This window comes from Acinetobacter sp., from assembly GCF_036666595.1.
Classification (GTDB): Bacteria; Pseudomonadota; Gammaproteobacteria; order Pseudomonadales; family Moraxellaceae; genus Acinetobacter.
The window spans coordinates 338,398-352,111 of record NZ_JAVWVO010000003.1; the positions used below are offsets into that span (position 1 = coordinate 338,398).

The following is a 13,714-nucleotide window of genomic DNA, read 5'->3' on the forward strand; positions in this document are numbered from 1 at the left end:
AGAACAGCACATGAAAACGAAATACATCGATTGAAGACGATATTATATATCAAATTTAGATCAACACCGTTTTTTTATAAAAAACAATAGCAATATTAAAATAAGTATTTGAAATATATAAATTTTAAAATAAATAAAATACTAGAAGAATCGAATCTTTTTCACTATGATAAAAATGATGACAATTAAAATTTACCTCGTATATGAATGCTCTCTCCTTCACCCAGTCTGAACATACCCGCGCAGAAGTTTTGCGCTTTATTGAACGATCATTAAGCTCAACGTCATGGGCAACCAATACTCAAGCGATCAGCCGTTTAAAGCAAACAACAGCCGAACATGTTCTATTTCAACATCCGATACTGACACGGCAGCATCAATGCCAACTCAGCCTTGAACAGCTGAAATTTATTCATCTGAATTATTTTACAGCCATTGTTAAAATTTTCACTGATGCTTTGAGTATGGCTATATACCAAGCGCTGCAACTTGAGCACGACAGCAATATCGTGGAGCAAGACCGCATTGCAGCCAAAATATATGCACGCTATTTACTATCGCTGAATCTTCTAGATGAACTGGGTTTTAATACTCACCAACTTGAGAAAAGTTCACCCTCTAAATCGCATTTGGTCTATTTTCTTCAACTGATGCAGCAGCTTGAGCTTAATGTCACCGACCAAAAACAGACCGAGCCTGAAGCATTTATAATTGCACAATTTATTCAAGAACATATTCATTCTTATGCAGACTTGCTGCTCATTTTGGCTTGCACCGAACTACAAGTGATTAAGTTTAGTGAAGCTCTCAGAACTAATCTCGCAGCGTATGATTCTTCATTTACCCAAGGCTACTATGCATGTCATGGTCTTGCAGAAACATGTGATACAACCCTTGCTAACGATGACAATCATAAAGACGACATTTGGGTGCTATTCACACAATGCTATAAACCTGAACAAGCTCTGTATTTCCAACAACTTCAAACTGAATATTTAAGTCTATGGAATAATTTTTGGAGCAAGATGAATTTGGTATTAAGCTAAACTTTAATCTAGATTTAGTTAAAAATGACATATTAAAGCTTGGAAAAATCATTCAATTCATACATGAAAAGCCACGCTGGAATAAGTATTGTAGTCAATAACATTGTGTAAAAAGTCCTCTCAACGCTTAATTTAAAGTTTCAATTGCTCTTTTTCTTATCAAAATAATCTTCTGGATAAGGGTCTTGACCTTTTAACTTATTACGATATTTAATTACACTAATCTGAACACCATCATCAGTTAAAAATTCATTATAAAAATCCTGTTCTTTTGAATATTCAAAACCTAGTTTTTCAAATATTTGCTCTGACAATGTTCCAAAATTTTCATAGGATTTACGAAACCCAAAATAGTTTATAAAACCAGAAAAAACAATTGACATAACCAATATTATTAAAATCGAAGAAATTAAATTAAAGAAAGTATTCGAGTTATATGAAAAATCAAATAAATAAAACAGCACCAACAGAAAGGAAATAACAACCCATGAAGCTAAAGAAAAATAGAATACCTGCTTTATAATAGCTTTATAACCCATTTTTACTGAACGACCCATTTCATAGATCATATACAATAAACCTGATTTAGGATCCAGAATGGCATAGACCTGATAACGCCCATCTACAGGTTTTTCACTAATTACAGCAATCAACTCATCATTTTCTTTAAAACGTGCTGTCGTAAATTGCCCTAGCAAAGAATGACCTTCTATTTCCCCCGTAAACGTGATGCCATCTTTAGCTTTACCTGCCATCACTAGGATAGGAGCACTGGTAAGTAATGAACTACTTTCAGCCAGTACACCTGCAAAAGCAGTCCCAGCAGCAATCCCCTCCACATTTTGATTTACTGGTATTTTGGATTTTGCTTTTTCCAAAGAATGGATTGGGCCTTGAACAAGCTTTAAATTTAGTTTCAAATAATTTAACTTAAATAGCCTTTTAATTTCCAATTAGTTATACATTCCGTTCTTTTTTCTCTATATAATTTTCTGGATATGGATCACTTTCAATAACTTATCTATATTCATATACAGATTCAAGCAACAAATGATCTTTTTCACTCAGGTAGCGACTTGGTAATAAAAAAACTTCTTGAGGATCTTTAAATCCATATAAAGCAAAAATCTGTTCTGACTTTTCTGAAAAATGTTTTAATGAGTTTGAGGCATTTTTAATAATAAAAAATAAAATAAAATAGCCACTCCTAAAAAAATTAATATATCAACCTGATTAAAACCTCTTGCCCAAAAATAAATTAAAGATCCTAAAAAAATTGTTATTGCGTACCAAACATTTCTACCTTTAGCTATAGAAGTCTGCTGAGCTTTAACAGAAGCTCCCATCCCAACCTGCATATGAAGCAAGCCTGTTTTAGGGCTCAATACTGAATAAAGTTCATACAAATTGTTTTCTAGCTGTCTTACAATACAAATGACATATTCATCCAGTTCAAATAAAACGCGATGAAACTGGCCGATGCAAACTTTCCCATCTATTTCCAAAACGACTGACTTAACATGTAAACGACTACGCGAAGCGAGAAATACCGTCTGTGCAGACAATAAAACGCTTTCTGCAACACCGCTTAGAATTGCAGAAGCAGCAATTTGAGTATCCCCTGATTTTCCAAATGCACTTAAAGAATCATCATAAATCTCTAATCTTTGAATGCGACCTTCAATTTTTAATAAATCATACATTCCGTTCTTTTTGCTCTATATAACTTTCTGGGTATGGATCTTTTTGAATAACTTTTCTATATTCATATACAGATTCTAAAAGAATTTTATAATCATCACTATAGTGGCGTCCAGACAATAAAAAAATTTCTTCGGGATCATCAAAGCCATATATTTTAAATATTTCCTCTGACTTTTCTGAAAAGTGTAAAAGTGAATTTATAGATCTTTTCACTATAAAATTCAAAATAAAATAAGCTACAAATATACACCCCCCCCAACTTATTAAATTTTCCCTGCTATAATCACCATCAAATATAATAATTAAAATCAAAACAAAAAGAGAAATAAAAAATATAAACTTACTGCCCTTTAAAGATGATTCTTTAGATTTCTTTTTTGCCGCTCCCATCCCAACTTGCATATGTAGTAAACCTGTTTTAGGACTCAATATAGAATAAAGCTCATATAAATTTTTCTCTAATCGCCTAGCAACACAAACTACATATTCATTTTCTTTTAATATTGTTCGATGAAATTGACCAATAAATACTTTATCATCTATTTCCATAACAACAGATTGCACATGCAATCGACTGTGTGATGCTAAAAAAACTGTCTGTGCACCAAGTGACACACTTTCAGCAATACTAGATAAAATTGCTGAAGATAAAATCTGAGAATCCCCAACATTGCTTAATGTGTTTAATGTTCCTTCATGTATTTCTAACTTCTTAATATAACCTTGAAACTTTACTAAATTATACATAATTAAACGCTCACAATAGCCTTCATAAATCCCTCATACTCCTCATCTACTGTTTTATAGAACTTCTCTCGACTATCAGATTTATGAAAAGCAGATTTTTGACACCAATCCTCCATTTCATCATCCAAGAAGCATTTCTTGAGTATAATTTCTAAGGCTACCAATGATATTGAGATAATTGTTAATCCAGCAATAACTCTAGCACTCATTAAAATAGCTGCAAATGTATTTGTAGCTATTCTTTGACTTAGAACTTTAAGAATTTCTTTAGAACTATGAGATGCAATAGTAGAAAATAATGACAATGCTTGCCCTACTGTTAAAAATATACTAATGAAAAATCTTAATCTTAAGATATTTTTCAAAAAGTCATTATTTATTTCTTTCATATTTTTACCATCTACTATTAGACCCAGTATGCCTCCTATCACCCCCATACTTCCTGCAAAAATTCTGAATCTGGCTGCAGAATTTGCTGCTGATACTCCTTTCTTTGACCAAAACTCACCTAACATATCAAATGCCACAGCAGATACCGAGAACATCGAGCCCACTAATTGTATGGATAGTTCTGGCTTGTCTTTAATATCAGATTTCCACGCATCATATTGGAAGTAAAAATTCAGTAACTCAAAAATACCTACAATGGCAAGTATTCGGTTTTTGGTAATATCTGGTTGCCCTTTAACAGCTAATGATACCGAGTTTTTAATTTCCACTGCTCTGGTATTACGGTAGGTATACGTCGTACCAGTTTGTGGTAAAGAAGCAATTGCAGCGGCTCTAAATTCTAGGTTATACATCAACCGCGTCAATGGAACCTGTTGAGCTAAATTCCCTGATCTTAGATAAAGCAATTGGGCTGTATGCCGTTGTGCACCTTGCGTCGCCATGACTGTAATTTCACTAATACTTATTGTTCTTAAACGAATATCGCCAAACTCTTTTAGAGCGGTATTCAACATCAAAGACATCCAGTAGAACATTTTCTCTGGCCATTTAAAGTCATTTGATGAGATAAACTTTTTCCCTTCAATACTACCTAACCAACTATCAAAGGCTGCATCGGCTGCGGTAAACATACCAAAACCCTGTTTACTATGATCTAGTAATTCTTTTGTTAAACTTGGACTTTCAAAAATCTTGGCATATTCATCCATCAAAATTTTATTGTTAAAACAATATGCTCTTAAGAATAAGTTTTTATCTGAAGCTTTTTTCTCACATATCCATTTATTGAGTAAATCTTTCCCTTTTTGCAATAAATTCATGCCATACATTAAGTCCATAATGACCGCATGGAAAATAAAACCATTGCTTTCTTTCGGTGTTTTACCCTGTTTCAATTCCTCACTTTGGTCAAAATAGAACAGACCTTTTAAAAGATTAGAGGAAACCAGCCAGTTATAATGATCATCTACATAACGAGCCGCGGCACTATAACTCTCTTCAGATTTTTTATCGACATCCTTGCGGAACTTATCCAGAGCATCCATATCGAGTTCTTCTCGATATTTAGCCCAAGCTTTATCACCTTTAACAATCGCTTCTTGATGTGCACTAATCTTATGTTGTTCAGCCGTTTTCTCTACATTTTTCTTAACTTGATCTAAAGTTTTCTTATCTAAGTGTGCTGTAATTCGTGGGTCATACTGTAAATGACCAAGTGCTGTATTTTTTTGTGTCTCAATTTGTTTAAATTTTGCACTTATCAAATTTTGTTTTAAAGTAGATTCGATATTATCAATCAAAGTCATGGTTTGAAGTTTATGCTCATTGCTAAAGCCATTTTTCTTTTCTTTCAGAAAGTCATCAACTCCTTTGAAACTTAAAATATTACGATCTTCATTTAATTTAGATGTGATTCCAATCGGATCATATAGGGCAACACCAATATGCTCTTTCGGCTTGTCACTAAATTTCTTGTTTATTGCTCCCCATCGAGCAGAACCATAACTATCTAATGCCATCGCTATCGTAGTTAATTGAGCACCAGAAAGACAATGTTGCTGAGTAGCTCCTTTTGCTACATCTATTTTTTGCCAATAGCCTGAAGTTGCGTACTGATCAGCATTTTTTTCAAACTGCGTTCTCATTTTTTGAGTGAGAGGTGCATGAGCATGCAGTAAATAGACCATCTGAGCTTCATCATTATTCACTGAAGGTATGGTAATTAAGGATGCATTGGCACTATGTCCTGCTTTAGTACAGTTAAAATCTGAAGCCACAATAGGTGCTTTACTACCTAAAGGAAATTCCTGATGAAATCCTTTTTTATTGGTAATGTAGGCAACCCACTCTTTCTTTCCAGACTTTCTCTTGATTAATAAATAAATATACCCAGAGTCAATCATTCGAACCGTATATTTATACTCCTTAAGTGGAACATTGGTTACATTGATACCTAATTGTGCTGGTAATGGTTTCCCCCCTACGCGGGCTACCGAGTATTTTAGAGGTAATATATTTATACCTGTAGGTCGGCAAAAGTTAGGACACGGCTTATCGGATACCTGAGTAACTGGTATTTTTTTATTCTGAGTTGTGGATGCAGCAGCTTGTTGGCTAATTTTGCTCGGATTTGGGCTGACACCTAAAGTCTTGGTTAGTTTTTTCTGTTGCTGATCAACTGTCCCAAACTTTTTTATATTATTTGCGAAAGTTAGTTTATCATTAGCCATACTAGCCCTCTTCACATTCTTGTGTAACTTGTGAATATTGATTTTCTTCTAAATAGTCCATCGCCGTTGTAAAAGAGTTTGCTTCCAATCTCTCAATCCAATAATGACTAATTATTGAAGATACTCGCGAACTTCTCATAAAATCTTTATGCAAAATAACGGAATACATCCCATAAGCGATCAGATCAGTTACATGTAAAATTCCATATTGTCTTATCGCTTGATGAAGTGACTCTAATATCTCATCCTGACGAATTAACAATTTCTCGTCATATATAAGAGATTGCTTAATCACTGTATTCGACAATTCAATTAAATCTAGTTTTGCCGACTCATCATTTGTAAATGTAAGAGGGAAAAGTGCTCTTTTTTCCTGAGTTTTCACCACATACAAACCATTGAAAAAAACAAAATGCCAGTCCCCTAAAAATGCTTCAATTCGCTCGCTTTTTTTATCAATAATTGCAGGCAAATAAACCAATACGCGTGGGTCATACCAACGAAAAATAAATTTATTCTTTGTATCCTTTGCGATAACAAGTTCTTTAAAAGTTTGAACAGCAATTTTTAGATCATCAATTTTGCCAAATCCATGAATGAAATAACCATCTTCATTTTGATCCAAATTCATACATAATGATTGAATTATGAAGTCAAGAGAATGATCCAAGTCTTTTTTAGCTTTGATTTTTATAAAGAAAAGAACCGAACGAGTATTTCGTTTAGATACAGCAATTTCTATTGGCTCTAATTCATAATCTGTTAACTCGTCAATAAACTCATTAAAAAAACCATTTAATAAAGTTTCATCACACAAAAACGTGATATGACTATTTTGTTCAAATACATCAGTAATTAATCTACTTAAATTTTCAGAAACTATTTCTTCTTTCGGCAGTAAAAACTTCATTTTAGTCTAGTATCACTTTTGCTGATCCATTTTTTGCTGCATCTGCCTGCTTCGCAGAACAGTCTGGCAAATCAATTGCTGGCACATTCACAGAAGCACTCCCCATAAACAAATGCTGCCCCGCCTTACTCTCAAACTTTCCAGCAGTGGTCGGTAATACCCCTGCACCACTAATCTCAATTTGACTACCGCCCGCAGTTAGCACGATTTTCTTATTGGCCTTAATTTCAATTTGTTCTTCCGTAGAAATAATCTGAATGCCTTTCCGCGCAATGACATCGAGTGCATCACCTTGCGCTTGGATTTCAACCTTGCCCTTGCCTGCATAGGCTCTTAGCCCGTCTTGTGCTGCAAAGAGACTTATTTTCTCACTGGCATGCGCAATCAACGATGTCTGTGTAGAAAGGTTGATACTCTCCCCTGCACTTTGGCTGATTTGACCATCGGCTGAGAGATAAAGGTCTTCATTACTGCTAACAGCTATGGAGTTTGGTGCAGAGAGAATCATGATGGCTTGTTTAAATGCATCTGCCTTGTTTTGATCTTGTTGTTCAATCTGTTCTAAGAAGCCTTTTAAGTTTTCTAAAACTTCAAGTGGATCCGTCTGTTGATTCTTCGCCACTTCACTTAACGCTTGGCTATTGTTTAAAGTCCCTTCAAGTTGTTGTTTGGCAGGTTGAGCATTCAGATGTGTACCGGTAGCTTGATCTTGTTTATGACTACTGAGCAGTAACCCCTCACCTGCTCGAATCGCGCCCCATTGATCTGTTCGAAGCTCGAAGCCTTCTCCTCGTCCTTCACTTGTCTCTGTTTCTTTGGGGTGGCTGAGGTTACCGAGGTTCAACTGAGTTGCCCCATGACTACTTTGTAGTTGAGTCGAGATTTGACCCGTGGTGTCATCGAAGCGGAGTTGGTTATAACCTTCACCCCCTACTTCTTTAGAGCGAATCCCTGCCAGTTTCTTGGTCTCTGGCAATTGACCTTTCTGATCAAATTTCGTTGGGCTGCGCTGCGCTTCATGAATCCGTCCAACCACAAAGGGACGGTCAAGATTACCGTCAAAGAAATCAATCACCACGATTTCACCAATGCGCGGTAGAAAGCGTGCGCCATAGCCCTCACCCGCCCATGGGGTCAAGACATCAACCCATGCCGAGTCTGTATCATTGTCATTGGCGCCTGCACCACCGTCATGGCTGTGGTCATCGTTGCGGGTAAAGAGGAAGCGAACTTTGATCCGCCCCCATTCATCCACATGAATTTCTTCGCCACTTGGTCCCACGACTTTGGCACGTTGTGGGTGTGTGGCTGGACGGTGCGCTATCGGGTTATAAACTGGAACGGTCGTGATGTGACGACGCTGTAAACTCAAGTGGTTGGCTTGGCGTTCGCTTGGCACTGTGCTGGTTTTGAGTGACCATTGGCTTTGTTTCAGTAAATGCTGAATTTGCTCACTCAGATCTTTGGGCAAGTTGTTTTGATTATAAAAAGTCTTGGTCGTGATCAGAAATTCTTTGTCTACATCACTGTGTTGATCAAGTTCAGGATGTTCATGTAACTCAAACCAATACCCCACTTGGGCATCACGTACGGTGCTCTGTGCAGTGAATTGTTTCGCCTGTTGGTTGTAGACATTACTCAGGGTTTGATTAAGTTTTTCAATTTGGCTGTTTGATGCTGCGGTCGCCTGATCTTCTCCCTTTAAATCTTGCATCCATGCTGGGCTAACATGCCACGCTTGTTCTAAGCTGAGGCTGGCATTGTCTTGCTGTGTACTGTGTTGATGTTGGCTTTGGACTGAGCCTGCACCTTCTTCTTGACTCAGGTGATCGGCTTGCCAACGTTGGATATGGACTGCAGTCGGTTGTAAGCTGCGCTGTGCACTCAGACTGATGATGCTGTCCTGTTGTTCGGTAGCACTAGAACGATGAAAACGAATCTGTCGACGCTTTAAGGCTTGGAACTGACTGTTGTCATCCAAGAGTCTAAGTTTTTGGGCTTGAATCGGATGACTGGTATGAGGTACATAGAGTTCAGCTTCATCAATTAGCCAGTTGATGCCTTCACTACGCCAGAGCCGTGTTAGAAAGTCATAATCGGTTTCATTCGACTGCATGATGAAGGGACGAATATCGGTCTCTGTATTTAAACCAGAAAGATCAAGACTGAGGCTAGCAGTAAATAGCGGACTTTTACTCTGCCATTCCTTGAAGAGTATTTCACTGACATCTCGTACACTTTTATTCATAAACACTCGGCTATTGCGACGTTTATGCCAAAGTGCAGTTGCATCTTCTAAGCGAAGTTTATACAAGGTCAGTGCACCATCACTTTGTCCTTGTTCGGCTTGGGTGATGATCCCTGTGCTGCGAAATAATGTGCCTTGATCTGTGACCTGATCGACCGCAACTTGCACTCCGATAAATTGTTTCAGTGGAATCAGGGCATTCGTTGAGAGGCAGATCAATTCAACATTTAAACCTTGGTTTAATGCATGGGTGCCTTCAATATGCTGCAAAAAGATGTCATGATTTAATGCAGCAGGTGAAAATTGTGCATGAATGGCACGTTTTTGTGCACTTAACCCCAATTGCTCAAGCATTTGAGTGATTGTATTTATCATCGTCTATATTTTTAAAAAGTAAGTTTCAGTCATCATTGATCGCAAACAGCGATCATAAATTAGGCGCAATTATAGCCAGATCAATCCGACAAATGAGCAGAGTTTTATTCTTATTATGTAAACAACAAAATGCTCCGAGCAACTGCGGAGCATTTTTATGGAAATAATTTTACTTTGATTAAGAAATTTAGCTTTTTTCTTAATTCTCGAGCTGTAATCTACGCTCAGATAATGCTTTGCTCACCACTTGATAACCCGCAGTCATGCCTAAAGTCGCCATAATGCCTGCCACGATTATGTCAGGCCACAGACTGCCTGTACCAAACACCCCTATCGCAGCAAAAATAACCGCTACATTTCCAATCGCATCATTTCGACTACAAAGCCAGACCGATTGCATATTAGAATCGCCTTCGCGAAAAGCATATAAAATGACGGCACAAACGACATTCGCGAGCAAAGCAATCACACCAATCACCCCCATGGTCATGGCTTCAGGCGGAATTCCCAAAGCATAGGCATATATCACTTTACCAATCACCACCAAGCCAAACAACGCCATTGTAATGCCTTTGAGCAATGCCACTGTCGCCCGCCAATATAAACTCGCACCAAGCACCGCCAGTGAAATACCATAGTTGACTGCATCACCAAAGAAATCTAAAGAATCGGCCCATAAGGATGACGAATGTGCATAAGCTCCACCAATGAGCTCTACCACAAACATGGCTAAATTGATAAATAAGGCAATCCACAATGCCGTTCTGAACTTACTATTTGGCTTTTGCGGTACAGGTGCACAACTGCAAGAAGAACATGCCATATACACAACCTCTATTCAGACCTAATCATTTTCTATTATGATTAAAAACTATGGAGTCGCTCTAAGGTCAAGCAAAATGAATCAACAAAACGCATCACCTATTTATTTGATGAAAGACTTAGTCCATAAAACAGGATTAAGTGCCGATACCATTCGTTTCTATGAAAAAAAGCATTTATTAGAGCCTTCTTTTCGCGGGGACAATAACTATCGCTATTATCAAGATGATGCGCTTAAACGACTCATTTTTATTAAACGTTGCCGTGCGCTGGATATATCACTCAAAGAAATTGAATACCTGATTGAACTGGAACAAAAACCTCAACAAGACTGTAGTGCGGTCAATCAACTGATTGATGAACATTTAAAACAAGTCGAACAAAAAATCATTGAATTGCAAAAATTCCAGATACAGCTACAGCAGCTTCGACAGTCCTGCACAACCCAATCAACCATTGATGATTGCCAAATTTTAAGACATCTTGAAGCAGGACTAGATGTATAAAACACATCAACGCAGAATTTAGAATATGGGTATTACTCAGTTTTGCTACCTATTTACTCAAACCATTCGTTGGCAATGCAGGATTTTTATCCTTATTTTCTTTAATTTTTTAATAAATTCAAAAATAAAAAATCTATCCTAACCTCGAATCTAATAAAAATGATCCCCAATTATTTCGGATAAAAGGCCACAAAGAACTCTAGCTTTTTAATGATTAAAACCACAAATAAGTTTTATATAACCGATCTTTTACTTTATAAAACAAGGATATTTAAATTTACTTCTATCCTTAGCCACATAAAACCATATATTCAAACATTTATAATGGAGCACTCAAATCCAGCGTTTGAACGTGTGCTTTTCGCGTCTATCCCCGCTTAAATTCCGAGTTGTTTACTAGGTTGAATCTATTTTTTAAAGCCCTACAATAAACCCATATTTTTTTTATGCCTTATTTTAATCATGAGCATTCATCACGTTACTGAACTTCTTTCTCCTGCAGGTTCGCTTAAAAATATGTGTTATGCATTTGCCTATGGTGCAGATGCAGTCTATGCCGGACAACCTCGTTACAGTTTACGTGTGCGCAATAATGAATTTGATCATGACAATCTGGCTATCGGCATTCAAGAAGCACATGACTTAGGTAAAAAGTTTTATGTGGTCGTCAACATTCAACCGCATAACTCGAAACTCAAAAACTTTATTCGTGACCTCACACCTGTGGTTGCTATGCAACCCGATGCCCTGATTATGTCAGATCCAGGGCTGATTATGATGGTACGCGAGCATTTTCCAAACATGGATGTGCATCTTTCTGTTCAAGCCAATGCCATTAACTGGGCTACTGTGAAGTTTTGGAAAAACATGGGGTTGACTCGCGTCATTTTGTCCCGTGAATTATCTATTGATGAAATTGAAGAAATTAAGCAACAAGTGCCTGACATGGAAATTGAGGTTTTTGTGCATGGTGCGCTATGCATGGCGTACTCTGGACGTTGCATGCTTTCAGGCTATATGAATAAGCGTGATGCCAATCAAGGGGCATGCACCAATGCCTGTCGTTGGGAATACAAAGTACACGAGACTCAGCAAGATGAAAATGGTGATGTGATCCCAGCCCAAAAGCTGAATACAGGCTTCAACTGCTGTTCAAGTTCTGATACTGATGAACTGCATATGCAAGCACAACATCAGTTCGATGAACCCGTATTGCTACAACGTCATGATGAAGACATGTTTGCTGCTGAAGAAGACGAACATGGTACTTACTTTATGAACTCAAAAGACTTACGCGCGGTGCAACATGTTGAGCGCTTAACCCAAATGGGCATCCATTCTTTAAAAATTGAAGGGCGCACCAAGTCTTATTTTTACTGTGCCCGTACAGCGCAAATTTATCGCAAAGCCATAGATGATGCTCTCGCAGGGAAACCTTTTGACCCATCACTCATGATACAACTCGAAGGTCTGGCCAACCGTGGTTATACCGAAGGTTTTTTACGTCGCCACGTGCATAGCGAATATCAAAATTATGAAAATGGTTCATCCAGTTTTGACCATCAACAATACTGCGGTGAAATTTTGGAACGCAATGGCGATTATCTGAAAGTCGATGTCAAAAACCGTTTTGTAGTGGGCGATGTGCTCGAACTCATGACCACTTCAGGCAACATCACTTTTGAACTAACAGAAATCCTCGATAAAAAAGGCAATCCAATACTTGAAGCGAAAGGCTCAGGTCATGTGGTTGAAATCCCTGTTCCTGCTGATGTCGACATGCGCTATGCCCTGCTCATTCGTAACTTACCGCATTCAAGTACCGACATTTCAGCGCCTGCATTAGCTTATGTTGCAAGCTGACTGGGGATAATGCTATGGCACTACGAATAACGGATGCATGTATTAACTGTGATATGTGTCTTCCCGAATGTCCCAATACCGCTATTTTTGAAGGTGATAAAATTTATGAAATAGATGTCAGCCGTTGTACCGAGTGTGTCGGCTTTTATGATACCCAAACCTGTGTCGATGTTTGCCCAATTGCCTGTATCGAGCCACATCCAGAACACGTTGAAACACAGCAACAATTGTTAGAAAAATTTAAAGGATTGAACTTATTTAGCGTCTAACCTTGGGGAAAGTAGAAAAGAAACCGAGTACTGACCACACTCAGAGTTTCAAAACAAAAACTGGGCAAAGAATAACAATAAACAACAACTAAATGAAAAAGCCAAAGTGACTGGGGAGCACTTTGGCTTTTTCTTTGTACAAGATATTTGCTTTAAACGAAAAAAAGGAACTGAGCTGTTAGTGACTCAGTTCCTATCAAGGGTAAAACCAAAGATCAGCGATACAACATAAAGGGAAAAAGCCAACGTATATTTTGGGAGAGCGTTGGCTTTTTCATTTCATACTTACAACCCAGAACGAATAATATAATCAAAAGCAGACAGAGATGCTTTCGCGCCTTCACCTGTGGCAATGATGATTTGCTTGTAAGGCACTGTCGTACAGTCACCTGCGGCAAATACACCTTTGACATTGGTTTCGTTGCGATCATTAATCACAATCTCACCACGGTTTGAAAGCTCAACCGCTGTTTCTTTGAGGAAATCGGTGTTTGGTAATAAACCAATTTGCACAAAGATTCCTGCAAGCTCTACCGTATGTTC

The 13,714-nt window shown here is 37.6% G+C and carries 11 protein-coding genes and 1 pseudogene; 4 read left to right on the forward strand and 8 right to left on the reverse strand.

Annotated features, from left to right (window positions below; genetic code table 11):
- The first annotated feature begins 203 nt into the window (after positions 1–203).
- Complete coding sequence (locus RR876_RS06830; RefSeq protein WP_332476928.1) at positions 204–1,046, forward strand: hypothetical protein; 843 nt, start codon at positions 204–206, stop codon at positions 1,044–1,046.
- Positions 1,047–1,186: 140 nt separating this feature from the next.
- Here the strand turns inward: RR876_RS06830 and RR876_RS06835 are convergent, their stop codons facing one another.
- From RR876_RS06835 to RR876_RS06865, 7 genes and pseudogenes are all read right to left on the reverse strand, one after another.
- The gene (locus tag RR876_RS06835) at positions 1,187–1,966 is read right to left on the reverse strand and encodes a putative type VI secretion system effector (RefSeq protein ID WP_332476929.1); all 780 of its coding nucleotides are present in this window, start codon (positions 1,964–1,966) and stop codon (positions 1,187–1,189) included.
- Between the two features lie 97 nt (positions 1,967–2,063).
- Positions 2,064–2,749 (reverse strand): annotated as a pseudogene (locus RR876_RS06840) (putative type VI secretion system effector).
- Positions 2,742–3,497, reverse strand: a complete 756-nt coding sequence (locus RR876_RS06845) for a putative type VI secretion system effector (RefSeq protein ID WP_332476930.1) — start codon at positions 3,495–3,497, stop codon at positions 2,742–2,744. Before RR876_RS06845 ends, RR876_RS06840 begins: the two are co-directional and overlap by 8 nt.
- A 2-nt stretch (positions 3,498–3,499) precedes the next feature.
- Positions 3,500–6,178 carry a T6SS effector BTH_I2691 family protein gene (locus RR876_RS06850; RefSeq protein WP_332476931.1) on the reverse strand — a complete coding sequence of 893 codons (2,679 nt, stop codon included), beginning with the start codon at positions 6,176–6,178 and terminating at the stop codon, positions 3,500–3,502.
- Between the two features lies 1 nt (position 6,179).
- Entirely contained in the window at positions 6,180–7,088 is a 909-nt protein-coding gene (locus RR876_RS06855) for a hypothetical protein (RefSeq protein WP_332476932.1), read from the reverse strand.
- Position 7,089: 1 nt separating this feature from the next.
- Positions 7,090–9,711 carry a type VI secretion system Vgr family protein gene (locus tag RR876_RS06860; protein WP_332637066.1) on the reverse strand — a complete coding sequence of 874 codons (2,622 nt, stop codon included), beginning with the start codon at positions 9,709–9,711 and terminating at the stop codon, positions 7,090–7,092.
- A gap of 199 nt (positions 9,712–9,910) precedes the next feature.
- A complete protein-coding gene (locus RR876_RS06865) occupies positions 9,911–10,534 on the reverse strand; it encodes a cation transporter (protein ID WP_332478478.1) in 624 nt (207 codons plus the stop codon).
- A gap of 76 nt (positions 10,535–10,610) precedes the next feature.
- Here RR876_RS06865 and RR876_RS06870 point away from each other — a divergent pair, with 76 nt between their 5' ends.
- From RR876_RS06870 to RR876_RS06880, 3 genes are all read left to right on the forward strand, one after another.
- On the forward strand, positions 10,611–11,039 hold the full coding sequence (locus tag RR876_RS06870; protein WP_332478477.1) for a Cd(II)/Pb(II)-responsive transcriptional regulator: 429 nt from the start codon (positions 10,611–10,613) through the stop codon (positions 11,037–11,039).
- Between the two features lie 462 nt (positions 11,040–11,501).
- Positions 11,502–12,902, forward strand: coding sequence for a tRNA 5-hydroxyuridine modification protein YegQ (yegQ, locus tag RR876_RS06875; protein WP_332478476.1), 1,401 nt, complete (start codon positions 11,502–11,504; stop codon positions 12,900–12,902).
- A gap of 14 nt (positions 12,903–12,916) precedes the next feature.
- Complete coding sequence (locus RR876_RS06880; protein WP_218288214.1) at positions 12,917–13,171, forward strand: YfhL family 4Fe-4S dicluster ferredoxin; 255 nt, start codon at positions 12,917–12,919, stop codon at positions 13,169–13,171.
- A gap of 285 nt (positions 13,172–13,456) precedes the next feature.
- Here the strand turns inward: RR876_RS06880 and RR876_RS06885 are convergent.
- Positions 13,457–13,714: FAD-dependent oxidoreductase (locus RR876_RS06885; protein ID WP_332637067.1), on the reverse strand; the 258-nt coding region annotated here is incomplete at its 5' end.